Genomic DNA, 24,100 nt, shown 5'->3' with positions numbered 1-24,100 from the left:
TTTTCCCGGATGTGTGGAGCGACGACGAAGGGGCCGCACACCGCGCGGCCCCTTCGTCGTGTTCTGCCTGCTTCGAGTAGATGGTCCCGTTGGGGTTCCGGCGTGCAGCTGATCCGGGACGCGGTCCTTCGCGGACCGACGCCGCGGCGCCCCCGTCCGGCTCTGAGCGCTCCGTCCTCCGAGCCCCGGCCCCCGGACACGACGGCGCCCCGGCCGCGGATCTCCTGAACGGAAACCACCCCGGCCGGGGCGTGCGTACGTACCGCTCCCGGGCGGCCTCAGAGCTTCGAGGCCGCCTCCTCGTCCACCCAGAACACCGTCCGCTCACTACCGCGCGCACCGGCCACCGGGGCCCGGTCCACGCTCGCGCCGGACAGTCCCAGGCGCACGGCCTCGGCCTTGGACTCACCCGAGGCCAGCACCCACACCTGCCGTGCCGCGCCGATGGCCTGCAGGGTCAGGCTGATCCGCGTCGGCGGCGGCTTGGGGGAGTCGTGCACCGCCACCACGGCGGCCTCGTCCTCGTGCACCCCCGGCAGCCCCGGGAACAGCGACGCCACGTGCGCGTCCGGCCCCAGACCCAGCAGGCACACGTCGAACTCGGGCACCGGGCCGTTCCCCCGCGCCGCCACGGACAGCGCCGCCGAGTAGTTCGTGGCACCCCGCACCGCGTCGTGGTTGTCGGTCCCGTCCGAGGACGGCATCGGGTGCACCTGGTGCGACGGGATGTCGATGTCGTTGACCAGCGCCTCGCAGGCCTGGGTCTCGTTGCGCTCGGGGTCGCCCTCGGGCAGGAAGCGCTCGTCCCCCCACCACAGGTGGACGTGCGACCACTTCATCCCGCTGGCCTTGGCCTCGTCCCGCAGCGCCGCGAGAGTTCGGATACCGACCCCGCCGCCGGTCAGCACCAGGTGGAACTCGCGCTCCTCCACCTCGGCGCTCACGATCAGCTTCGCCAGCCGGGACGCGGCGCTCTGCGCCAACTGGCCCGCGTCGTTCGTACGGACGATCTCCGGTTCGGTCATCGGTCCACTCCGCTTCCAGCGAGCAGCGGCTCCAGGTGGCGGGCCGCGCTCGCGTAGGTCTCGTCGGCGTCCAGACGGCGCAGCTCCTCGGCCAACGCCAGGGCCGCGCCGCGCCGGGCCAGCGCCACCGTCTGGTCCGGCTGTCCGGTCCGGGACAGGGTCGCCACCCGGCCGTCCACCCGGGAGATCGTGATGTCCCCCTGGTCGGTGGTCAGCCGGACCTCGGTCAGGCCGGGCCCGTCCGAGGTGCCGCGTTCCACCGGCACCTCCAACCGCTCCGACAACCACGCCGCCAACAGTTCGGCGCTCGGGTAGTCGCGTTCGGCCGTCACCCTGGCCGAGTTCACCCACCCGCACGGCTGGTCCATGGCGCTGGCCAGCAGCGAACGCCACGGGGTGAGCCGCGTCCAGGTCAGGTCGGTGTCACCCGCACGGTAGTGGGCTACCCGCTCCACCAGGTCCCGTACCGGGTCCGGGGCGCGCAGGGCGTCGGTGATCCGGCGGTGGGCCAGGCGGCCCACCGGGTCGGCGGCCGGGTCGGCGGGCCCCCGGCCCGGCCACCACACCACCACCGGGGCGTCCGGGACCAGCAGCGGGGTCAGCACCGAGTCGGGGTGCTCGCCCAACGGCCCGTACAGGCGCAGCAGCACCGCCTCGCCCGGCCCCGAGGTGCCGGGGCGGCGGATCTCCGCGTCGATGGCCGGTTCGGCCTCCGGGTCGCGGCGGATCAGCGCCACCACCCGCGAGGGGTGCTCGCGGCCCGCCTCGGTGGCGGCGCGCACGGCGTCGTAGTGGTCGGCCTCGTCGGTGACGATCACCAGGGTGAGCACCATGTTCATGGCGCCCCCGCCGACACTGAGCCGCTCGGCCATGAGCGCCTCGGTGATCTGCGAGGTCGTGGTGCGCGGAAGATAGAGCGTCATCTGTCCCTCCGGAAGCGGGCGCGGGCGGTCACGGGCGGCGCCACTGGCGGCCGTCCCTGCTGAGCAGTTCCTCCGCGGACTCGGGGCCCCAGGTGCCCGAACCGTACTGTTCGGGCCGGCCGTCCTTGGCCCAGTACTCCTCGACCGGGTCCAGGATCCGCCAGGACAGCTCGACCTCCTCCTGGCGCGGGAACAGCGGCGGGTCGCCGATGAGCACGTCCAGGATGAGCCGCTCGTAGGCCTCCGGGCTGGCCTCGGTGAAGGACTGCCCGTACGTGAAGTCCATGCTCACGTCGCGCACCTCCATGGAGGTGCCCGGCACCTTGGAGCCGAACCGGAGGGTGACCCCCTCGTCGGGCTGGATGCGCAGCACCAGGGCGTTCTGGCCGAGCTCGCTGATGTCGCTGCGGGCGAACATCTGCTGCGGTGCCGCCTGGAACACCAGCGCCACCTCGGTCACCCGGCGGCCCAGCCGTTTGCCGGTGCGCAGGTAGAACGGGACCCCCGACCACCGGCGGGTGCCCACGTCCAGCTTCAGCGCCGCGTAGGTCTCGGTCACCGAGTCGGAGGGGATGCCCTCCTCCTCCAGGTAGCCGCGGACCGACGCCCCGCCCTGCCACCCGGCCGCGTACTGGCCGCGCGCCGTCCCCTCGGCCAGGTCGTCGGGGAGCGTCACCGCGGACAGGACCTTCTCCTTCTCGGCGCGGATCGCGTCAGCGCTGTAGGAGACGGGCTCCTCCATGGCGACGAGCGCGAGCAGCTGGAGGAGGTGGTTCTGGATGACGTCGCGGGCCGCGCCGATGCCGTCGTAGTAGCCCGCGCGGCCGCCCACGCCGATGTCCTCGGCCATGGTGATCTGCACGTGGTCCACGTAGCTGCGGTTCCACAGCGGCTCGAACAGGGTGTTGGCGAAGCGCAGCGCCAGGATGTTCTGGACCGTCTCCTTGCCCAGGTAGTGGTCGATGCGGAACACCGACGACGGCGGGAACACGTCGTCCACCACCGCGTTGAGCTCCTTGGCGCTCTCCAGGTCGTGGCCGAACGGCTTCTCGATCACCACTCGGCGCCACGGCGTGGCCCCGCCCGGTCCGGCGGGTTCGGGTGTGGCCAGACCGCTGTGCTTGAGCTGGGTGACCACGGTCGGGAACAGCTTGGGCGGCAGCGACAGGTAGAAGGCGTAGTTGCCCCCGGTCCCGCGCTCGGAGTCCAGCTCGCGGACGGTCCGGGCCAGGTTGTCGAAGGCGCTGTCGTCGTCCAGGTCGCCCTGGACGAACCGCACGCCCTCGCTCAGCTGGCGCCACACGTCCTCACGGAACGGGGTGCGGGCGTGTTCGCGCACCGCGGCGTAGGCCTCGGCCGCGAAGTCCTGGTCCTCCCAGTCGCGGCGGGCGAAACCGACCAGGCCGAAGCCCGGCGGGAGCATGCCGCGGTTGGCGAGGTCGTAGATGGCGGGCAGGAGTTTCTTGCGGGCCAGGTCGCCCGTGACGCCGAACAGCACCAGCACGCTGGGCCCGGCGATACGGGGGAGCCTTCGGTCCAGGGCGTTGCGGAGCGGGTTGGGTACCGCTCCCGGCATCACCGGTTCTTTCACGCTTGTCCGCGCTTCCTGTCGAGAGTGGCCGGTGGATCGGTGGTCGGCGGCACCCGCGTCCGCGCGCCCCTGGTCGGGTGCACGCGCGGACGCGGGCCGGGCTCAGAAGGGCCCGTCGGCTCAGGCGAGCTCGTCGAGCTTCATGGTGAGGCGGCCGAGCAGGCTCTCCCAGGAGTCGACGAACTTGACCACGCCGTCCTCCTCCAGGTGACGGGTCACGTCGGCCAGGTCCACGCCGACCTCGGCCAGGGCGTCCAGGTCGGCCTGGGCGGCCTCGTAGCCCGCACGGACGGTGTCCCCGGTGACCTCGCCGTGGTCGGCGGTGGCGTCCAGGGTGGCCTGCGGCATCGTGTTCACGGTGCCCGGGGCCACCAGCTCGGTGACGTACCGGGTGTCCGGGTAGGCCGGGTCCTTCACACCGGTGGAGGCCCACAGCGGACGCTGCGGGGTGGCGCCACCGGCGGCCAGGGCCTTCCAGCGCTCGGAGGAGAACACCTCCTCGTGGTCGCGGTAGGCCAGGCGGGCGTTGGCGATGGCGGCGCGGCCGAGCAGCTCCTCGGCGCGCGGGGTGCCGATCCCCTTCAGGCGCTTGTCCGTCTCGGCGTCCACCCGGCTGACGAAGAACGAGGCCACCGACTGGATGCGGGACAGGTCGTGGCCGTTCTCCCGGGCCAGCTCCAGCCCGGCCAGGAACGCGTCCATGACCGCGCGGTAGCGCTCCAGGGAGAAGATCAGGGTCACGTTGACGCTGATGCCCAGCCCGAGCACCTGGGTGATCGCGGGCAGGCCCTCGACGGTCGCCGGGATCTTGATCATCAGGTTGGGCCGGTCGACCAGCCACCACAGCGACTTGGCCTCGGCGACGGTGCGCTCGGTCTCGCGCGCCAGACGCGGGTCCACCTCCAGGGAGACCCGGCCGTCCACGCGGTCGGTGGCCTCGTACACCGGGCGCAGGGTGTCCGCCGCCCAGCGGATGTCGTAGGCGGTCAGCAGCCGGACGGCCTCACCCACCGAGACCCCGCGCACACCGAACTCGTGCACCTGCAGGTCGTAGGCGTCGCCCTCGGCGAGCGCCTTGTCGAAGATGGAGGGGTTCGAGGTGACGCCGGTGACGTTGTGCGTCGACATCAGTTCGGCCAGGTTGCCGGTGCGCAGCCGGTTGCGGCTGATGTCGTCCAGCCAGACGGACTGTCCGGCCGCGGCCAGGTCCTTCAGAGCGGTGCTCATGGTTCTCTCACGCCTTCCTCACGGGGCGCGTGCGCCCCTGTCACACGGAGCGGGCCCGCCGGGGATCCTCCCGGCGGGCCCGCGTCGTCAGCTTCCGGCCTTGGCCAGACTGTCGCGGACCGCCGCGACGACGGCCTCGGAGGTGATGCCGAACTTCTCGTAGAGCGTCTGGTAGGGAGCGGAGGCACCGAAGTGCTCCAGGCCCACCGACACGCCGGCGTCGCCGACGTAGGAGCGCCAGCCCATGGCGATCCCGGCCTCGACGGATACGCGGGCGCGCACCGAGGACGGCAGCACCTGCTCCCGGTACTCCTCGCTCTGGGAGTCGAACCACTCCACGCACGGCATGGAGACCACGCGGGTGGGCGTGCCGGCCTTCTCCAGTTCGGTGCGGGCCTCCAGGGCCAGGTACACCTCGCTGCCGGTGGCGACGACGATCGCCTCGGGGGTGCCGCCGCTGGCCTCGGCCAGCACGTAACCGCCCTGGGCGGCGCCTTCGGCGGAGGAGTAGGTGTCCCGGTCCAGGACGGGCACGTTCTGGCGGGTGAGCGCCAGCGCGGACGGCCGGTCGGCGTTGGCCAGGACCTCGCGCCAGACGACGGCGGTCTCGTTGGCGTCGGCCGGACGGATCACGTCCAGGCCGGGGATGGCGCGCAGCGCCCACAGGTGCTCGACCGGCTGGTGGGTGGGGCCGTCCTCGCCCAGGCCGATGGAGTCGTGCGTCCACACGTAGGTGACCGGGAGCTTCATCAGCGCGGCCAGGCGCACGGCCGGGCGCATGTAGTCGCTGAACACCAGGAAGGTGCCGCCGTAGGGGCGGGTGGGGCCGTGCAGGGCGATGCCGTTGAGGATCGAGCCCATGCCGTGCTCGCGGACGCCGAAGTGCAGCACCCGCCCGTAGGGGTTGCCCGGGAACATGCTGCTGGCCCGGTCGAAGGGCAGGAAGGACGGCTCGCCCTTGGGCGTGGTGTTGTTGGACCCGGCGAGGTCGGCGGACCCGCCCCACAGCTCGGGCAGGAGCGGGGCGATGGCGCCGAGCACCTCACCGCTGGCCTTGCGGGTGGCCATCCCCTTCTCGCTGGCCTCGAAGGACGGCAGGGACTTCTCCCAGCCCTCGGGGAGCTTGCCCGACTGGAGGCGGTCGAAGAGCTCGCCGTGCTCCTCGGCGCCCTTGCGCCAGGCGTGCAGGGCCTCGTCCCAGGCGGCGTGGGCCTCACGGCCGCGGTCCAGCGCCTTGCGGGTGTGCTCGATCACGGCGTCCTCGACGGCGAACGGCTCGTCGGGCAGGCCGAGGATCTCCTTGGTGGCGGAGATCTCGTCGGCGCCCATCGCCGCGCCGTGGATGGCGCCGGTGTTCTGCTTGTTCGGCGAGGGCCAGCCGATGACGGTGCGCAGGCGGATGAAGGTCGGACGCCCGGTCTCGGCCTTGCCGCGCAGGATCGCCTGGTGGAGCGCCTCGACGTCCTCGGTGTACTCGCCGGTGGCGGTCCAGTCGACCTCCTCGACGTGCCAGCCGTAGGCGGCGTAGCGCGCCACGACGTCCTCGCTGTGCGCGATGCGGGTGTCGTCCTCGATGGAGATCTGGTTGTCGTCCCAGATCATGATGAGGTTGCCGAGGTTCTGCGTCCCGGCCAGGGCGCTGGCCTCGTGGCTCACGCCCTCCTGGACGTCGCCGTCGGAGCAGAAGGCGTAGACGTGGTGGTCGAAGGGGCTGGCACCCGGGCCGGCCTCGGGGTTGAACAGGCCGCGCTCGCGGCGGGCGGCCATGGCCATGCCGACGGCGTTGCCGACGCCCTGCCCCAGCGGGCCGGTGGTGGTCTCCACGCCGGCGGTGTGGCCGACCTCGGGGTGGCCCGGGGTCAGGCTGTCCCACTGGCGCAGCCCCTTGAGGTCGTCGATGGTGAGGCCGTACCCGGCCAGGTAGAGCTGGATGTAGAGGGTGAGGCTGGAGTGGCCGATCGACAGCACGAACCGGTCCCGGCCCACCCAGTCGGGCGCGGCGGGGTCGTGCCGCATGACCTTCTGGAAGAGGAGGTAGGCGGCGGGAGCGAGGCTCATCGCGGTGCCGGGGTGACCGTTACCCGACTTCTCTACCGCGTCCATGGCCAGCGCCCGGACCGTGTTGACGGCGCGGAGGTCGAGGTCCGACCACTCCAGGGTGTTCGGGGTGTGGGCGTTCACGGCCTTTGGTCTCCTTCTCGGGCACCCGTGCACCCGGTTCCGGGGCGGGTGTGCGGTTGTGCGTGCAGGTTGTCGCCGGGCACCCCGTCGGAGGCCCGCCGGTCGGGCGGGTCTCGGGGGAGCGCGGGAGGGCGGGGTCGCCTTCGGCGTCGGCGTCGGCATCGGCTGTGGACGTGGCTCGGCCGCACGGTGCCGACTTTGAGCCTATCGTCCGCGGCCGGGGATGTCGTTGCCCGACACCTCCTATTAGTTGTGGGTAACACAGCAGGTGTGCGGGTTCCTGCCCACCCCGGCCCTCCTCCCGGGCGCGTGGCACGTTGGAAGCACGGCGAGGGCTGTGCGAACCTTCTCTACACCCGTGCGGGCGGCGGGGCCCGAGGCGCAGGCCGCCGGGCCCCGGCCGGAGGCCACCCGTACGGAGGGGGTTGGTCGCCGGTCCCCACAGCCAAGTACTACACTTTGTCGTTGACGGGGTTTTGGCTGATCCTGACGCTTTGTCGGGCCGTTCGACCCCGCGTGGCGAGCAGTGTCGAAATCCCCAAGAGTTGTCGAGGTATCCGCGTGTCTGAAACCGAGCCGGCCCCCCGGGGGACAGCAGTGCTTCCGGACGTGAGGACGCGGAACTGATGGCTCTCACCAACCGTTCCCCGCAGGCCCAGGAGAGCGGCGAGGCGACCGCCCCCGCGCCGGAGGCCCCCCGCAAGGCATCGTTCGGCGCCTACGCCCGCGCCTACGTCGCCCTCTCCAAGCCGCGCGTCATCGAGCTGCTGCTCATCACCACCATCCCGGTGATGTTCGTCGCGGCCGGGGGTGTGCCGCCGCTGTGGACCGCGGTCGCCACCCTGCTGTTCGGCACCATGTCGGCGGCCAGCGCGAACGCGATGAACTGCTACATCGACCGCGACATCGACCGTGAGATGCGTCGCACCCGCCAGCGTCCGGGCGCGATGGACCTGGTGACCCCGCGCGGCGCCCTCGTCTACGGCCTGATCCTGGCGGTCGGTTCCACCGTCGGCTTCCTCGCACTCGTCAACGTGCTCTCGGCCGTGCTGTCGCTCTTCGCGATCGCCTTCTACATCTTCGTCTACACGATGCTGCTCAAGCGGCGCACCGCGCAGAACGTCGTGTGGGGCGGCATCGCCGGCTGCATGCCGGTCCTCATCGGCTGGGCGGCCGTCACCAACAGCCTCGACTGGGCGCCGTTCGTGCTCTTCCTGGTCGTGTTCTTCTGGACGCCGCCGCACACCTGGACGCTGGCCATGCGCTACCGCGAGGACTACGCGGCCGCCAAGGTCCCGATGCTGCCCGTGGTCGCCAGCGACCGCCGGGTCCTGCTGGAGTCGGTGCTGTACAGCTGGGCGACCGCGATCGTCTCGCTGATCTTCTGGCCGGTCGCCGGGACCACCTGGTTCTACGGCGCGGTCGCCCTCGTCCTGGGCGCCCTGCTGGTCGTCCAGGCGCACCGCCTGCTCAGCCGTTCGAAGGCGGGGGTGACCGGTGCCCGGCTGAAGACGATGGGTTTCTTCCACCTCTCCAACGCCTACCTGGCGCTGCTGTTCGCCGCGGTCACCGTCGACCCCCTGATCGCGCGCTTCCTCGTCTGAGGGACGCCCCCGAAGGCCCGGTGACGGCGCCCCGCCCGCAGGGCAGGGCGCCGCTGCCGTGTACGGCGGTCATCGGACGGGGCCCGGGGGCGGTCCGGGGCTCAGCCCCGGCGGCTCCGGCGGCCCCAGACGAGGACCGCTGACCACACCACCAGCGCCACCAGCAGCATCGCCAGCGGCACGTGCGCCTGGAGCGGTCCGTAGGTGCCCAGCGCGGCCTGGCCGAAGCCGAGCAGGAACGCCAGCAGGCTCACCACCATGACCAGGCGGTCGTGCCGGGGCCCGCCGGGCGACCCGGCCCCCGGCAGCCGCCACACCAGGAGTGCCGCCAACAGCTGCACGCCGGTGGCCGCGTGCACGGCGAAGGCCCCGCCGTAGTGCAGCGGCAGCGCGTCGGTGTTGAAGGTGACCAGTTGCCCCGCCGTGGCGAACTCCCACAGGAGGGCGGCCAGGCTGGCACCGATCGCGATACGCAGTACCAGGAGCCAGAGCGGGTTGCCCGCCCGGTCGGCGGTCGTCTTCGGGTCCATGGTGCGGCCTTTCTCCGTGACGGTTGAACAGGTCCGATTGTGTCGTACCCGGACCGGCCCCTCCGGCTCCTCCCAGCGGGCGTCCAACCGCTACGATCTGTCCCCATGCCCCGACTCGACAGCAAGGCGATCCTTCAGGGACGCCGCTCCCGTTACTCGATGACCCTCATCCTGGGCACCACCGTCAGCGTGGTGTGCATGCTCGGCATGCTCGGGTACCTGTGGATGCTGGCGATGGCCGGGGGAGCGGCGGCCGGGATCGACGGTGCGACCGGGTTCCTCGTCAGCCTGGTGACCGCGGTCGTCCCGGTCACCATCCTGGTGCCGCTCATCCTCATGCTCGACCGGCTGGAACCGGAACCGGGCTGGGTGCTGTTCTTCGCGTTCGTGTGGGGCGGGGGCGTGGCCGTCGTCGCCTCGCTCCTGCTCAACACCTGGGGGCTGACCTACTTCACGGTGCCGGTGTTCGGCGAGGGGGTGGCCGACTTCCTCGGCACGGCGCTGGTGGCGCCGGTCGTGGAGGAGAGCGCCAAGGGCGTGGTCCTGCTCATCCTGCTCTGGCGGCGCCGCAACGAGATCGACACCTTCACCGACGGCGTGGTCTACGCCGGGATGGTGGCGACCGGGTTCGCCTTCACCGAGAACATCCTCTACTTCCTCAGCGCCTTCTTCGACGGCACGCTCGTCGCGACCTTCGCCATCCGCGGCCTCGTCGCGCCCTTCGGGCACCCGGTCTACACCGCGATGATCGGCCTCGGCGTGGCCTACGCCGCCATGCGTACCGGCGGTCTCCGCCTCCTGGCGCCGTTCGCCGGATGGGTGGCGGCGGTCCTCCTGCACGGCATGTGGAACGCGGCGACCACCTTCGGCTGGTCCGGGCTGGGGGTGGCCTACCTGGTGCTGTTCCTGGTGCTCCTGGGCATCCTGGTGATCGCCGCCCGCGACCGCCGCAGCCAGGTCGCGGCGATCGACCGGTACCTGCCGCCCTACATCTCCACGGGCCTGGTCACCCCGTCCGACATCACCATGCTCAGTTCGATGACGGCGCGGCGCCGGGCCCGGGAGTGGGCCGCGCACAACGCGGGCGCCCGCGGCCGCCTCGCGATGAAGGACTACCAGCTGGCCGCGACCGAGCTCGCCCTGCTGCACCAGAAGCTCGACCTCGGCCTACCCCGACAGGACTGGAAGGTCCGCCGTGACTCGTTCCTGGCGCTGATGCACGTGGCCCGGGACACCTTCCTGGGGCGGCTGCCCCAGCCGGTGAAGCCGGGGTGGGCGGAGAACCCCACCGACTCGGGTTTCCTGCGCCGAGCGGACTTCGCGCACGTCATCGCCCAGACACAGGCTCAGCAGGACTACGTGCCCCGGCACGGGCAGCCTCCGCGGTGAGCTCCTCGCCCGGCGGCATCAGCCGTGTGGTGGCGAAGTACAGGCGGGAGACCGCTACCCAGGTGAGCGCGGAGCCGAGCACGTGCAGCACCACCAGGGCCTCGGGCAGTTCCAGGGCGTACTGGGTGTAGCCGAGCACGCCTTGGAGCAGCACGACCGCGAGCAGGACCGCACTGCTCCTGCGGGCGGGCCGGGAGGCGCCGCCGCGGAAGGCGATCACGGTGGCGAGGAGGCTGCCCAGCAGGGTGAGCCAGGCCAGGGCCGAGTGCACCCGGGTGATCGCGGGCAGGTCCAGGTCCCAGCGCGGAGCCGCGGCGTCACCGCCGTGCGGACCGGTGCCGGTGACCACGGTCCCGGCGATCAGCAGCAGGAAGCCGACCACGACCAGGCCGACGCTCACCGTGTGCAGCATGGGGCCCACGCAGATCCGGGGCCTGCCCTCGGGCTCCTGGCAGCGCACGTACAGCGCGACGGTGATGAAGACCATCACCATGGACAGCAGGAAGTGGGCGGCGACCGAGGCGGGGTGCAGGTCGGTCCAGACGGTGATGCCGCCGACCACGCCCTGGCCCAGCACACCGATCGGGATGATCGCGGCCAGCCGGACGAGGTCGCGGCGGCGTGGGCTCGTGCGCAGCACGGCGACGAGGGTGATCACGGCGACCGCCAGGACCACGAAGGTCAGCGTGCGGTTGCCGAACTCGATGGCGGCGTTGAGGGCGGCGTGCCCGGTGTCGATGGGCACGAAGCTGTCCGGGGTGCACCTGGGCCATTCGGAGCAGCCCAGGCCGGAGGAGGTGACCCGTACGGTCGCCCCGGTGACGGCGATCCCGGCGTTGACGACGATGTTCCCCAGCGCCCAGGCGCGCAGCGACCTCGGGGTGGGCTCCCAGATGCTGCGGGCCAGCAGGACCAGCGTCAGGACACCCGCGGCGGCCAGGACGATCTGCCAGCCCCAGAGTGGGACGCCGAGGAGGACGATGTCCTCCATCTCGTCCGCAGCGAGCGGTGTGAGCGTGTTCGTGGCCGTCGCCGCGGAGGCCGGGGATGCAAACATACGACAAAGCGTAGTACACGCTTCCGGAGTTCCCGACGCCCCCCCGACACAGGTCGCCACCTGCGATGACGGGTTTCCCCGGAACACGCGAGGGGTCCCGGAACGCGTTCCGGGACCCCGGTCGGGCGGTCGGTGCTGTCCGGCCTCGGTGTCGGTCAGCCGCGGCGCCTCAGTCGTCGTACTGCGCGATGCACTGGTTCAACAGGTTGAGGTTGAGGTTGAGCAGGCCGAGCGACTGCTGCTCCTGGACGCACTGCTGGTAGGCCCACGTGCCGGCTGAGGCGGCACCGGCGCCCAGCCCGAGCAGGCTGGCGGTGAAGAACAGGGTCAGGGCGAGCTTGGCGGCGATGCGCATGGTTTCCCTTCCGGATGCGGATGATCAGGAGCGGGTCGGCCTTCCCAGGGGCATCAATTGCCGGGCCCGGGCGGGAGAAAACGCGGCCCGTGCGATGTTTGTCTGACTTGTGGTGATGTGCTGCCGCACCGATGGCTCAGCGGGTGGGGGCGTGGCCTCCCGTTGTCCCGGGCCGTACCCGCATTGGTCCAGCAGGGGCCGGTACGGTCCGGTGTCCGCGACCGGTGCGCGGGGCGAAGCTACCCTCACGAGAGGGTAGGGTTTGCCGTGGAGGGTCGACCTGCTTCCTTCGCGCTCCGCGCCCTCCCGTGGTGGCACGGCCGCGGCCGCGACCCCTGCCGTGGTCCGTGCCGCCCCGCACGTGGTCCGCTCGGGTGTGGACCCCGCGCCCGTGCGTCCATCGACGGGGCTCCCCTTCCCTGTGTGGTCCGGACGGGTCATCCGACGCGGCATGAAATCCTCCTGGTGCGGGAGCGCACTAACATGGCGCCTTCGACGGCCAACATCACCCGAACGAACCTGACGTTAGAGTAGAGTTAACAAGAAGGGGCGCCCCGATGCCTGAACCGGGCCACATGCAGATCGGTGAGGTGGCCGAACGGACCGGCCTTTCCCTGCGGACCATCCGCTACTACGGCGAGGTCGGCCTCGTCGTGCCGTCCGCCCGTTCGCGTGGGGGCTTCCGTCTCTACACCCAGGAGGACGTCGACCGGTTGAACCTCATCAAGCGGATGAAACCGCTGGAGTTCAGCCTGGAGGAGACCCGGGAGCTGCTGGAGACCCTCGACCGGCTCGGGGCCGAGCAGACCTCCGTCCAGGACCGGGAGGCCCTCAGCGAGAGGCTCGACGCCTTCGAGGCGGCCATCGTCGCCCGCTGCCAGGCCCTGCAGAAGCAACTGGCCATGGCCGAGGAGTTCGCCGGACGGCTACGCGAACAACGGGCCAGGGCCGACGCCCCCACCTGAGAACCCACACGTGCGAGGAGTGATCGTGACGGCGCCGGCGACGGACAAGGTGACGGCTGAGGTCGTTCACGAGGCGGAGCGGAGGCGGACCTTCGCGGTCATCTCCCACCCGGACGCCGGTAAGTCGACGCTGACCGAGGCCCTGGCGCTGCACGCGGCGGCGATCTCCTCGGCCGGGGCGGTGCACGGCAAGGGCGACCGTCGGGGGGTGACCTCGGACTGGATGGAGATGGAGCAGGACCGGGGGATCTCGATCACCTCGGCCGCGTTGCGCATCGACTACGCCGACCGGGTGCTGAACCTGGTGGACACCCCCGGTCACGCGGACTTCTCCGAGGACACCTACCGGGTGCTCTCGGCGGTGGACTGCGCGATCATGCTGCTGGACTCGGCCAAGGGCCTGGAGCCGCAGACGCTGAAGCTCTTCGACGTGTGCCGGGCGCGCAGGATGCCGGTGATCACCTTCGTCAACAAGTGGGACCGGCCCGGGCGTGAGCCGTTGGAGCTGTTGGACGAGATCGAGCAGCGTATCGGCCTGCGTCCGACCCCGTTGAACTGGCCGGTGGGTATCGCGGGCGACTTCCGCGGTCTGGTGGACCGCACGAGCGGGACCTACACCAAGATGACCCGCACCCCGGGCGGCGCCAGCAAGGCTATCGAGGAGACGCTGTCGGCCGAGGAGGCGGCGCGCGTGGAGGGCGCCGAATGGGAGCAGGCCACCGAGGAGATCGAACTCCTCGGCGAGATCGGCGCCGACTTCGACCACACCTCCTTCATGGCGGGTGAGTCCTCTCCGGTGCTGTTCGGCGCGGCCCTGCCCAACTTCGGCGTCGGCCAGCTGCTGGAGACCATCGTCGGCCTCGCCCCCGCTCCGTCCGCGAAGACCGACACCAAGGACGAGCCCCGGCCCGTGAGCTCCCCCTTCTCGGGGCAGGTGTTCAAGATGCAGGCCAACATGGACCGTAACCACCGGGACCGGATGGCGTTCGTGCGGGTCAGCTCGGGGCGGTTCGACCGGGGGATGGTGCTCACCCACGCCTCGACGGGGCGGCCGTTCGCGACCAAGTACACCCAGGCGGTGTTCGGTTCGGACCGCTCCACGATCGACACCGCCTATCCGGGGGATGTGATCGCGCTGGTCAACGCGCATGCTCTGTCGGTGGGTGACACTCTCTACGACGGTCCCAAGGTGGTCTTCCCGCCGATTCCCAGCTTCGCTCCGGAGCACTTCGTGGTGGCGCGTGCGGTGGATGCGGGTAAGTACAAGCAGTTCCAGCGCGGGATCGCGCAGTTGGACGCCGAGGGTGTGGTGCAGGTGCTGACCTCGGATGTGCGGGGTGAGCAGGCTCCGGTGCTGGCGGCGGTGGGTCCGTTGCAGTTCGACGTGGTGCGGCACCGGATGGAGCAGGAGTTCCGCTCTCCGATCGAGGTTTCGCCGTTGGAGTACTCGGTGGCGCGGCGTACGGATGCGGAGTCGGCTCCGGTGTTGCACGCGCTCTCGGGTGCGGAGGTGCTCAAGCGGCGCAACGACGGGGAGTTGTTGGTGTTGGTGCACAACAAGTGGCGGTTGCGGGTGATCGAGCGGGACAACCCGTCGCTGTTGATGGAGCCGCTGCTCGCCGGCGGCGTCGACGAGGAATACTAGGGACCCGGCTGTCCCTGCCCCCACGGGGCGCGCGGCACCGCGCCGCGTGTGAGCACCGAACAGAGCGCCCGTACCCGCCACGTCCGAGGAGTTTCACTGCCCTCCGCGCCGCCCGCCGCCGAAACCTCCGCCCCCAACCGTTCCATCCCCAGGATCGTCATCGCCTCAGCGATGGTTCTGGCGCTGAGCGGCCCCGGACAGACCGCCGGTATCGCGGTCTTCGTCGATCACGTCATCGCCGACCTCGGGGTCGGCCGTTCCGCGGTCTCCCTGGCGTACATGGCCGGGACCCTGTCCGGCGCTCTGGCACTTCCCTGGATCGGTCGTGCGGTGGACCGTTTCGGGGTCCAACGGGTTCTGGCCCTGGTGGCGCTCGGCTTCGGGAGCTTCCTGATGCTGCTGGCCTGCGCCCAGGAACTGGTCGGGCTGACGGCCGGTTTCGTGGGGGTGCGCGCCCTGGGGCAGGGCGGCATGAGCATGATCGCGACCACTGCCGTCGCGATCTCGGTGACCCGTAACCGGGGCACCCTGCTCGGCCTCACCAGTTCCCTGGGGGCGGCGGGGATCTCCCTGTTCCCCCTGCTCGCCGAGCGGGCGATCACCGTCCTGGACTGGCGCTACACCTTCGTCGCCGAAGGGCTGCTGATCTGGGTTGTGGTCCTGCCGCTGGCCCTGTGGGGGCTGCGCGGCGCGGCCTGGGCGCCCTCGGCGGACGAGGCCGGCCCGCAGAGCCCGGGCTCGGGCACCGGGGCACCGGCGTGGCCCCTCTCCGTGATCGCCCGCACCTCGATGTTCTGGGCGATGGCCGGAGCCATCGCGTGCAGCGGTCTGGTCTCCACCGCCGTGTTCTTCCACCAGATCTCCGTCCTGGGGGAGCAGGGACTCACCCCCGCCCAGGCCGCCGCCAACTTCCTTCCCCAGACGGTCGCCGGGCTGGGCGCGGCCCTGCTGTTCGGGTCGGCGGCGGACCGGGTGTCCCCGAAGTTGCTGATGAGCGCGGCCATGGCCATGCACGCCCTGGCTCTGGTCACCCTGCCGCTGGTGGCCCCCGGGTGGGGCGCCCTGCTCTACGGGGCCGCGCTGGGCGCGGCGGCCTCCGGAGCCCGCGCCGTCGAGAGCGCCGCGCTGCCCTTCTACTTCGGTACGGCGAGTCTGGGGACCCTGCGCGGTCTGACCCAGTCCGTGGCGGTCGCCTCCACCGCCGTGGGGCCCATCCTGCTGTCCCTGGCCCACGGCTGGGCGGACTCCTATCGCCCGGGAATCATGGGTCTGGCCTTGCTGTGCGCCGTCGTCGCGGTCGCGGTGTGTTTCGCGCGCAAGCCCCGGACCTCCCTTTCCCCTCCCGTGTCACACCACGATCAGGTCGGCTGAATTCCCAGGTGAACCGCACCGTCGAGGGGACGTCCCCGGTGCGGCTGAGCAAGACGTGTGAACGCCCCGGGATTCCGCCCAGAAAATCACTTTGGGTTATCCCGCCGGAAATGCGGCTGCCATCGAGATCACATATTTTGATCAGGGAAGATCCGTCATTCTCCGCCCCTGTGACAGTTGTCTCAGTCGCTCTGCGTGACTCGAACCCTCACGTAACTGTAAATTTGAAGCAGGTCGGTTCCGCACGCACGAGGCGGAAACCCCACATACCTCCCGACCCGCCCTCAGGGACGGCGTCGGGCACGCGGCGACGAGGCCGCGCTCCGGGGCGCCCATCGGGTGCCGCACCGGAGAACCCCAGGCGCCTGCCGCCGCGGTCCCACCGGGCCGGGTGGCGCCCTCCGCGCCGTCGCCGCACCACCTGACGTGTGAACACCGCAGTCCTCGACGTGGACTGCCCGAACCAGATGGGTTCCATGAGTCTGCTGAAGACCCGACGAGGGTCCCTGATGTCCAGAATCCCCAGCGGGGCCCAGTTGCGCGCCGACGTGATGGCCGGTCTGGTCGTCGCCTTGGCCCTGATCCCCGAGGCGATCGCCTTCTCCCTGATCGCCGGGGTCGACCCCCGGGTCGGCCTGTACGCCTCCTTCATCATGGCCGTGTCCATCGCCTTCCTGGGCGGGCGACCGGCGATGATCTCCGCCGCCACCGGCGCCATGGCCCTGGTGGTCGCCCCGCTGTCCATCGAGTACGGGGTCGACTACCTGATCGCGGCCACCATCCTGGCCGGTCTGATCCAGGTCGGGCTGGGCCTGCTGGGCGTGGCCAAGCTGATGCGGTTCGTGCCGCCCAGCGTGATGACCGGGTTCATCAACGCCCTGGCCATCCTCATCTTCCTGGCCCAGCTTCCGCACCTGGCCGGGGTCGGGGTGCCCATCTACGCGATGGTCGCCGTCGGTCTGGTCATCATCTTCGGCCTGCCGCTGCTCACCAAGGCGATCCCCGCCCCGCTGGTGGCCATCGTCGTGCTCACGGTGGGCGCCCTGGCCATGGGCATCCCCGCCCGCACCGTGGGCGACATGGGCGAGCTGCCCGACACCCTCCCGATCCCGCTGATCCCGGACGTGCCGTTCAACGTCGAGACCCTCACGCTGGTCCTGCCCTACGCGGTGACGCTGGCGCTGGTGGGCCTGATGGAGTCGCTGATGACCGCCAAGGTCGTCGACGACATCACCGAGACCTCCTCCGACCACGCCCGCGAGGCCCGCGGCCAGGGCATCGCCAACGTGCTGGTCGGCTTCTTCGGCGGGATGGCCGGCTGCGCGATGATCGGCCAGACGATGATCAACGTCAAGTCCGGCGCCCGGACCCGGGTCTCGACATTCCTGGCCGGGGTGTTCCTGCTGATCCTGTGCGTGGGACTGGGCGACGTCGTCGGGATGATCCCGATCGCCGCGCTGGTCGCGGTGATGTTCTTCGTGGCGATCGTGACCTTCGACTGGCACAGCATCGCCCCCGGGACGGTCAGGCGCATGCCCTGGACCGAGACCCTGGTCATGGCCGTCACCGTCGCCGTGGTGGTCTGGACCCACAACCTGGCGCTCGGCGTGATCGTGGGCGTGATCGTGTCCATGGTCCTCTTCGCCCGCAAGGCCGCCATGCAGGCCGACGTCACCAGCGTGCTGGACCCCGACGGCGGTACCCGGGTGTACTCGGTCAACGGCGAGGTCTTCTTCGCCTCCACCGGTGAGCTGGTGCAGCGGTTCGACTACGCCGAGCAGGGGCTGAGCAAGGTCGTGGTGGACATGTCGGGGGCCCACGTGTGGGACTCCTCCGCTGTGGCCGCGCTGGACCAGGTCACCGAGCACTTCCGCAGGCACGACGTGGAGGTGGAGATCACCGGTCTGAACAAGCCCAGTGCGCACCTGCACAAGGAGCTGACCGGAACCCTGGTGGGCGGCCACTGAGCCACCGGCCGGGCGCCCGGAAGCGACCCCGCGGGGCCGTCGGAGATCCTCCGGCGGCCCCGCCGCCTTCTCCGGCCGTCCAGCCCCGTCGGCCGCACCCCTCCTGTGGCGGCCCCGCCGCCCGGCGCCCCGCCGCGTCGGTTACCGGTCGCCCTCCTCCGCCGCCTCACGCGCGTCGCGCTTGGCGGAGGTGCGGGTCGAACCCGCGCTCGCGGTGATCACACACGCCACCGCAAGCCACTGCCACACGGTCAGCAGCTCACCCAGCAGGACCAGGCCCACCAGGGCTGCCGCCGCGGGCTGGAGGCTCATCAGCACCCCGAACACCCTCGGCGGCATCCGGCGCAGAGCGTTCAGCTCCAGGGTGTAGGGCACCACGGAGGAGAGCACGCCCACGGCCAGGCCGAACAGCAGCAGCCGCCAGTCCAGCAGGGCGGCGCCGCCCTCGGCGATCCCGGCCGGAGCCAGCACCACCACCCCCACCACACTGGCGACGGCCAGGCCGGAGGCCCCGCTGAACCGCTGCCCCGTGGCGGCGCTCAGCATGATGTACCCGGCCCAGGCCGTGGCGGCCAGCACCGCGAACAGCACGCCCACCGGGTCGAGTTCACCGAACTCGATCCCCAGCGCCGCCACGCCGAGCCCCGCCAGTCCCGCCCACAGCAGGTCGACGCGGCGGCGTGAGCCGATGATCGCGATCGCCAGCGGCCCCAGGTACTCGATGGTCACCGCGATACCCAGCGGGATACGGGCGAAGGCCTGGTAGATGAGGTAGTTCATCGAGGCCAGGGCCACGCCGTAGCCGATCACCACCAGCCAGTCGCCGCGGCTCCGGGCCTTCAGCGCGGGCCGGGCCAGCAGGACCAGGAGCACCGCCGAGGTGAGCAGGCGCAGCCACACCACCGCGGCCGGGGGCAGGGACTCGAACAGGTTCTTGGCCACGCCCGCACCGGTCTGCACCGAGACGATGCCGGCCATCACCAGCCAGACGGGGGGCAGTGATCCCAGCGCCGCGCTGGGGGAGAAGGTGCTGGTCGAACCGGTCCGGGTGCTCATGATGGGTCATCCTACGTTTTCGGCTGCCCTCTTCGCGTCCTCGGAGTCCGCGGCCCCCGTGCCGTCCGGGGCCGTTCCTCCCGGCCTGCTCCGGGACACCGCCGCCCACAGGAGCAGCAGCCACGCCACGACCACCACACCCGGTTGCAGCAGCGTCATGACCAGCCCGACCACCGTCGCCTCGCCCAGCCCGGTGAGGAGCTGGACCGCGATCCACAGGAAGGGCAGCGCCGCCGCGAGCAGGTTCACCACCAGGGCGGCCCACACCAGCCCCGGGCGGGCCGGGCGCCGCCACACCAGGAGGGCTCCGCCCACCGCGAGCAGGAACAGGGGAGGCCCGAGATAGCGGACGACGATGAACCAGGGCACTCCGATGGCTTCCATGGGCGCACACCCTATCGAGCGTTCCCGTCCGCCCCCGGCCTGCCCCGTGCGGGGCGCGAGAGGCCCCTGATATGCGCCAAGTAGGGCGATTGGTGTGGAATAGTCCGGACCCGTAGTGAACCGGACCGCCCCCGTCCCGCAGGAGAGTCCCGCCATGTCCCGACGTAGAGCCTCGCGTGCCGCATCCCCGGAGTGGCACGTGCCCAGGTGGCCGATTCTCGCCGGTGCGCTGGCCCTGGTCCTGGCGGTGGGGCTCGCCGGCTACGTGGCGGGCCTGTTCGTCGCCGACACCGATGCGGAGCCCGAGGAGATGTCCGTGGTCTCGGGGATCCTCGTCCAACCCTCGGACGCCCCGGAGGAGGAGCCCGAACCCGAGGAGCAAGAGGAGGAGGAAGAGGAGGAGCAGACCCACCCCGCGGGGCTCGACCCCGAGCGGACCTACGTCCTGCAGAACGTGCACGGCGACCGGGTCCTCGACGTCGCGGGCTCCTCCGACCAGAACGGGGCCCACGTCCACCTCTGGGACCGCCACGACCAGGGCAACCAGCAGTGGCGCTTCGTCCACCTGGAGGCCGACCTCTACGAGATCGTCGGTGTGGGCAGCGGCAAGCTCCTGGAGGTCCCCACCGGTGAGGGAGCCGGTCCCGGAGCCGCCATCCTCACCCGGACCGGCGGGCAGAACCAGCACTGGAGGGTGGTCGAGGTCGGGGACGGGGTGGTCCGCCTGATCAACCGCGCCACCGGGCGGGTCCTCGAGGGGCAGGGCGGCGCCCCCGACAACGGGACACTGGTCACCCAGGCCGAGGACGGCGGCCACGCCCACCAGCAGTGGCGGCTGGTCCCGCTGGACTGAGTCCCCGCTCCGGACCGACCGGGCCCCGGACCCGGCTGGCCCTGCCCGTCCCTGCTCCGGCCGACTCAGGCCAGCAGGAGTGAGCGCACCGTCCGCCAGGCCGTCCCGTCGGCGGCGTTGAGCAGGCCGACCCGTTCGTCGTCGGGCCGGTAGGGGTCGCCCTCGGGCCTGAGGGCGACCCCGCCCGCCTCGGTCAGCAGCAGGCTGCCGGGGGCGTGGTCCCAGGGCAGGGTCCGATGGAACAGGACGAAGTCCAGATCGCCCTCCACGAGTTGGGGGTAGTCCACCCCCGCACAGTGGGCCCCCGGGCCCACCTCGGCGAACGCGGGGGCCGCGGAGACCACGCGCTCGCGGGCCGTGGGGGACAGGAAACGGGACAGCACCGCCCCGCGCAGTTCCGCGGGGTCGGCGGGTGCGGGTTCGCGGTGCAGCCGGGTCCCGTCCCGCCACGAACCGGAGCCGAGTTCGGAGACGTAGGCCCGGTCCTCGGTGGGCCGCAGGATCCAGGAGGCGACGGTCCGCCCCTCGCGGACCAGGGCGGCCATGACGGCGAACGCGGTGCTGCCCCGGGCGAAGTTGCGGGTGCCGTCCACCGGGTCGACCAGCCAGGCCGCGGGCTCCCGGCGCAGGGCCCGGAGCAGGCCCGGGTCGGCGGAGGCGGCCTCCTCGCCGACCACCGGGACGTCGAGCAGTTCCCGCAACCGCGGGGAGATGAGTTCCTCCGCCTCGTTGTCGGCCACGGTGACGATCTCGCCGGGCGACTTCTCCGACACCTCGTGCTCGGCCAGGGCCCGGAAACGGGGAAGGACCGCGGTGTCGGCGGCCTCGCGGAGGATACCGGTCACCGCGTCGATGTCGATCGTCATGACCGACAGCCTAGAGGGGCGCGCCGGTCGGTCCGGGACCGCGTCCGGGCGGAGCGTCACTCCCAGCGGAACAGGCGCGAAGCGAGGAAGCCGGCGCCCGCGGTCCACACTGCCAGTACCACGAAGGCACCCGGGCCGGGGAGGGCCCCCTCGGTGAGCACGGCGCGCAGGCCCGAGCTGAGCGCGGTGATCGGCAGGGCCGACACCGCCTGCTCCATCGGCCCGGGAAAGCTGCTGGTGGGGAACAGGACCCCGCCCAGCCCCAGCATCAGCACGTAGACCAGGTTGGCGCCGGCCAGGGTCGCCTCGGCGCGGAGCGTGCCCGCCATCAGCAGGGCCAGTGAGCTGAAGGCCGCGGTCGCCAGCAGCAGGAGCCCCAGCACGGCGAGCACACCGGCCGGTTCCAGCGACGGCGACCAGCCCAGGAGCAGGGCCACCGCGCACAGCACGGCGATCTGGATGGCCTGCACCGCCAGCACGGCCAGGGTCTTGGCGGCGAGCAGCCCGAACCGGGACAGCGGGGTGGCGCCCAGGCGTTTGAGCACCCCGTAGCGGCGCTCGAACCCGGTGCCGATGGCCAGTCCGGTGAAGGAGGTGGACATGACCGCCAGAGCCAGCACCCCGGGCGTCAACGCGTCCACGCGCGCCCCCTCGCCCACGTCCAGGACGTTGACGAGGCTGAACCCCACTAGCAACAGGACGGGGATGACCATGGTCAGCAGGAACTGCTCGCCGTGGCGCAGCATGACCCGCAGTTCCATCCCGGCCTGGGCGGCGACCATGCGCCGCATCGGGGCGGCACCGGGCGCCGGGGTGAACAGGCTCGCGTCGGGGGCGGGTGTCTGGGCGTCGGTGACGGCCGGGCGGGCCGTCCCTGAGGTGTGCTCGGTCATGTGTCGCGCAGTTCCCGGCCTGTGGTTTCGAGGAAGACGTCTTCGAGGGTACGCCGCCGCATGCGCAGGTCCTCCGCCAGGACACCGGAGGAGGCGCACCAGGCGGTGACGGTGGCCAGGAACTCCGGGCCGAGGTCGCCGGGCTCGTCGGTGGCCACGGCGTACTCGTGCCGTCCGCCCGCGGCGGCGGCCGACACGCGGCTCCCGGAGGGCAGGGCCGCTTCCAGCGCCTCGGCGTCCACGGGGGCGTCGGTGTTGAAGCGGACCTCGCGCCGCCCCTGGGTGAGTTCGGCGGGGGTGCCCTCGGCGACGACCGCGCCGCGGTCGATGATGACCACGTGGTCGGCGAGCCGTTCGGCCTCCTCCATGTAGTGCGTGGTCAGGATCACGGCCACGCCCGCCTCGCGCAGGGCCGAGACCAGGTCCCAGGCGGCCATGCGCGCCTGCGGGTCCAGTCCGGCGGTCGGCTCGTCGAGGAAGACCAGTTCGGGGCGGCCGATCACGGCGCAGGCCAGGGACAGCCGCTGTTGCTGGCCGCCGGACAGGCGGCGGAACGGTGTCTGCGCGGCGGCCGTCAGGCCCAGGCGCTCCAGGAGGACGCCGGGGTCGATCGGGCTGGCGTGGAAGGAGGCCATCAGCCGCAGCCACTCGGCGGTCCGGGCGCCGGTGGGCACCCCGCCGGACTGGGGCATCACACCCACGCGGGGCTTGAGCGCGGTGGCGTCGGAGACCGGATCGAGTCCCAGTACCCGGACCTTCCCGCCGTCGGCGTGGCGGAACCCCTCGCAGATCTCGATGGTGCTGGTCTTGCCCGCGCCGTTGGGGCCGAGCAGGGCGGTCACCGCGCCGCGGCGCGCGGTGAACGTGAGGCCGGTGACGGCCGTGGTGGCGCCGTAGCGCTTGACCAGGTCGACGACCTCGACGGCGGCTGTGTCCATGGGGCCTGAGTTTACGTGCGTCCCGGCCTCGTGCCGCACCACCCCGCCCCGTGGCGGGCGGCGGTGGGCCGGGGCGCGGCGAAGGGCCTGATCGGGGCGGTCGGAACACGTCGGCGGACCGCGGCCCGGAGACCGAGCGGTTCCGTCTCCCCGCGGTGGAAGAATGGTGCGGCCCGTGTGGTTGTGCCACACGGTGCACCGAGAGGAGCGGTTCGTTCCGGGCCGAACCGTTCGCCGTGCCCGGGCGCGGTCGGGCACATCCGCGGTATTGGCCGAATGGCGGTATTTCAGTCTCAGTGGCTGGGACGGGCGGGGCGGTCGGTCCCGCGCGGAGGCGGGCCTGTGCGGCTTTTCCCGCGCGTTCGTCCGCGCGAAGCGCCTGGTTAGGCAAGCCTGACCTTCGTGATGAAGTGCATGAATCCGGGTTTGCCTAGGCGGACTTATTTAGGCCACACTGATGTTGTCTAAACCAGAAGCCGAGTGACTACGGGAGGGGAGCACCATGCCTGAGGCAGCGAGCGCGCCCCGCCCCCTGAACGGGCCCGACCACGGGACCCGTGCCCGCGTCGCCCGGCTCATCCTGGAGAAGGGACCGATCACCGCCTCCTCACTGGGGGAGCGGCTCGGCCTCACCCCGGCGGCCATCCGCCGCCACCTCGACAACCTGACCAGCGAGGGCATGGTCGAAGCCCGCGACGCGCGGCCCACACACGGTCGCCGCCGCAGGGGCCGTCCCGCACGGGTCTTCGCCATCACCGAAGCCGGCCGTGACGCCTTCGTCCACGCCTATGACGACCTCGCCTCCAACGCACTGCGCTTCCTGGCGCGGACCGCTGGTCCCGAGGCCGTCGGCGACTTCGCCCAGAGTCAGGTAGCCGACCTGGAGCGGCGCTATAAGCCCCTGCTGGACGCGGTTCCCCAGGAACAGCGCGTCCGGTTGCTGGCGGAGGCGCTCTCCAACGACGGCTACGCCGCCACCGCGGGCCAGGCACCCGCACCCGGAGGCGGCGACCAGTTGTGCCAACACCACTGCCCCGTCGCGCACGTGGCCGCCGAGTTCCCGCAACTCTGTGAGGCCGAAGTCGAGGCCTTCGCGCGGCTTCTGGGCACCCCGGTGCGCAGGTTGGCCACCATCGCCCACGGCGACGGTGTGTGCACCACGCACGTCACCCCACGGGGGGACGGGGCGAGCGGGGAGGACGGCACCCCCGCGTCCAAGAAGGCCATCCGCCAGCGGGCGGGCGGCTCAGTTCACCAAACGGACGTCTGAGTCCAGGAGG

At 71.6% G+C, this 24,100-nt stretch carries 21 protein-coding genes; 8 read left to right on the top strand and 13 right to left on the bottom strand.

The features are described from left to right. Positions 1–278: 278 nt before the first annotated feature. From pgl to tkt, 5 genes are all read right to left on the bottom strand, one after another. Positions 279–1,025, bottom strand: coding sequence for a 6-phosphogluconolactonase (gene pgl / locus IE195_RS14010; RefSeq protein WP_191271409.1), 747 nt, complete (start codon positions 1,023–1,025; stop codon positions 279–281). After that, positions 1,022–1,948, bottom strand: a complete 927-nt coding sequence (locus IE195_RS14005) for a glucose-6-phosphate dehydrogenase assembly protein OpcA (RefSeq protein ID WP_191271408.1) — start codon at positions 1,946–1,948, stop codon at positions 1,022–1,024. Before IE195_RS14005 ends, pgl begins: the two co-directional genes overlap by 4 nt. A gap of 28 nt (positions 1,949–1,976) precedes the next feature. Further along, entirely contained in the window at positions 1,977–3,524 is a 1,548-nt protein-coding gene (gene zwf / locus IE195_RS14000) for a glucose-6-phosphate dehydrogenase (protein ID WP_191271407.1), read from the bottom strand. Positions 3,525–3,659: 135 nt separating this feature from the next. Next, positions 3,660–4,766, bottom strand: a complete 1,107-nt coding sequence (gene tal / locus IE195_RS13995) for a transaldolase (RefSeq protein ID WP_191271406.1) — start codon at positions 4,764–4,766, stop codon at positions 3,660–3,662. Between the two features lie 87 nt (positions 4,767–4,853). Beyond that, the gene (gene tkt / locus IE195_RS13990) at positions 4,854–6,947 is read right to left on the bottom strand and encodes a transketolase (protein ID WP_191271405.1); all 2,094 of its coding nucleotides are present in this window, start codon (positions 6,945–6,947) and stop codon (positions 4,854–4,856) included. Positions 6,948–7,573: 626 nt separating this feature from the next. Here tkt and IE195_RS13985 point away from each other — a divergent pair. After that, positions 7,574–8,551: a heme o synthase gene (locus IE195_RS13985; RefSeq protein WP_191271403.1), complete on the top strand. Its 978-nt coding sequence runs from the start codon at positions 7,574–7,576 to the stop codon at positions 8,549–8,551. A gap of 101 nt (positions 8,552–8,652) precedes the next feature. Here the strand turns inward: IE195_RS13985 and IE195_RS13980 are convergent, their stop codons facing one another. Continuing rightward, on the bottom strand, positions 8,653–9,081 hold the full coding sequence (locus IE195_RS13980) for a hypothetical protein (RefSeq protein ID WP_191271401.1): 429 nt from the start codon (positions 9,079–9,081) through the stop codon (positions 8,653–8,655). Between the two features lie 105 nt (positions 9,082–9,186). Here IE195_RS13980 and IE195_RS13975 point away from each other — a divergent pair, with 105 nt between their 5' ends. Beyond that, positions 9,187–10,470, top strand: a complete 1,284-nt coding sequence (locus tag IE195_RS13975) for a PrsW family intramembrane metalloprotease (RefSeq protein WP_191271398.1) — start codon at positions 9,187–9,189, stop codon at positions 10,468–10,470. Here the strand turns inward: IE195_RS13975 and IE195_RS13970 are convergent. Beyond that, entirely contained in the window at positions 10,409–11,527 is a 1,119-nt protein-coding gene (locus tag IE195_RS13970; protein WP_191271396.1) for a COX15/CtaA family protein, read from the bottom strand. The genes IE195_RS13975 and IE195_RS13970 overlap by 62 nt on opposite strands. Before the next feature lie 169 nt (positions 11,528–11,696). Then, a complete protein-coding gene (locus IE195_RS13965; RefSeq protein ID WP_191271394.1) occupies positions 11,697–11,882 on the bottom strand; it encodes a hypothetical protein in 186 nt (61 codons plus the stop codon). Positions 11,883–12,439: 557 nt separating this feature from the next. Between IE195_RS13965 and IE195_RS13960 the strand changes: the two genes are divergently transcribed. The 4 genes from IE195_RS13960 to IE195_RS13945 all read left to right on the top strand — a co-directional run bounded on the left by IE195_RS13960 (position 12,440) and on the right by IE195_RS13945 (position 17,830). Next, a complete protein-coding gene (locus IE195_RS13960) occupies positions 12,440–12,847 on the top strand; it encodes a MerR family transcriptional regulator (RefSeq protein ID WP_191271392.1) in 408 nt (135 codons plus the stop codon). A 19-nt stretch (positions 12,848–12,866) separates the two neighbouring features. After that, positions 12,867–14,492 (top strand): peptide chain release factor 3, encoded by a 1,626-nt coding sequence (locus tag IE195_RS13955; protein ID WP_191271617.1) that lies wholly within the window; start codon positions 12,867–12,869, stop codon positions 14,490–14,492. A 171-nt stretch (positions 14,493–14,663) separates the two neighbouring features. Next, positions 14,664–15,863 (top strand): MFS transporter, encoded by a 1,200-nt coding sequence (locus tag IE195_RS13950; RefSeq protein WP_191271616.1) that lies wholly within the window; start codon positions 14,664–14,666, stop codon positions 15,861–15,863. A 467-nt stretch (positions 15,864–16,330) separates the two neighbouring features. Further along, positions 16,331–17,830: a SulP family inorganic anion transporter gene (locus tag IE195_RS13945; protein ID WP_191271615.1), complete on the top strand. Its 1,500-nt coding sequence runs from the start codon at positions 16,331–16,333 to the stop codon at positions 17,828–17,830. Between the two features lie 141 nt (positions 17,831–17,971). On the opposite strand, the gene IE195_RS13940 is transcribed toward IE195_RS13945, so the two are convergent. Together IE195_RS13940 and IE195_RS13935 are read right to left on the bottom strand one after the other, a co-directional pair. Beyond that, the gene (locus tag IE195_RS13940) at positions 17,972–18,886 is read right to left on the bottom strand and encodes an EamA family transporter (protein WP_191271390.1); all 915 of its coding nucleotides are present in this window, start codon (positions 18,884–18,886) and stop codon (positions 17,972–17,974) included. Between the two features lie 6 nt (positions 18,887–18,892). Continuing rightward, on the bottom strand, positions 18,893–19,270 hold the full coding sequence (locus IE195_RS13935) for a hypothetical protein (RefSeq protein ID WP_191271388.1): 378 nt from the start codon (positions 19,268–19,270) through the stop codon (positions 18,893–18,895). Between the two features lie 154 nt (positions 19,271–19,424). On the opposite strand from IE195_RS13935, the gene IE195_RS13930 reads away from it, so the two are divergent. Beyond that, entirely contained in the window at positions 19,425–20,123 is a 699-nt protein-coding gene (locus IE195_RS13930; RefSeq protein ID WP_191271386.1) for an RICIN domain-containing protein, read from the top strand. Positions 20,124–20,188: 65 nt separating this feature from the next. On the opposite strand, the gene IE195_RS13925 is transcribed toward IE195_RS13930, so the two are convergent. The 3 genes from IE195_RS13925 to IE195_RS13915 are packed head-to-tail and all read right to left on the bottom strand — an operon-like array spanning position 20,189 to position 22,820. After that, entirely contained in the window at positions 20,189–20,989 is an 801-nt protein-coding gene (locus IE195_RS13925; RefSeq protein ID WP_191271384.1) for an inositol monophosphatase family protein, read from the bottom strand. A gap of 56 nt (positions 20,990–21,045) precedes the next feature. Further along, complete coding sequence (locus IE195_RS13920) at positions 21,046–21,882, bottom strand: ABC transporter permease (RefSeq protein ID WP_191271382.1); 837 nt, start codon at positions 21,880–21,882, stop codon at positions 21,046–21,048. After that, positions 21,879–22,820 carry an ABC transporter ATP-binding protein gene (locus tag IE195_RS13915; protein WP_191271380.1) on the bottom strand — a complete coding sequence of 314 codons (942 nt, stop codon included), beginning with the start codon at positions 22,818–22,820 and terminating at the stop codon, positions 21,879–21,881. The genes IE195_RS13920 and IE195_RS13915 overlap by 4 nt, the downstream gene beginning before the upstream one ends. Before the next feature lie 502 nt (positions 22,821–23,322). Here IE195_RS13915 and IE195_RS13910 point away from each other — a divergent pair. Continuing rightward, positions 23,323–24,090: a helix-turn-helix transcriptional regulator gene (locus IE195_RS13910; RefSeq protein ID WP_191271377.1), complete on the top strand. Its 768-nt coding sequence runs from the start codon at positions 23,323–23,325 to the stop codon at positions 24,088–24,090. Positions 24,091–24,100 lie beyond the last annotated feature (10 nt).

Origin of the sequence: Nocardiopsis terrae (genome assembly GCF_014651695.1) — a bacterium.
Taxonomy (GTDB): Bacteria; Actinomycetota; Actinomycetes; order Streptosporangiales; family Streptosporangiaceae; genus Nocardiopsis; species Nocardiopsis terrae.
Note: the sequence above shows the minus strand (reverse complement) of the source record. Positions and strands in the feature narration are given on the sequence as shown.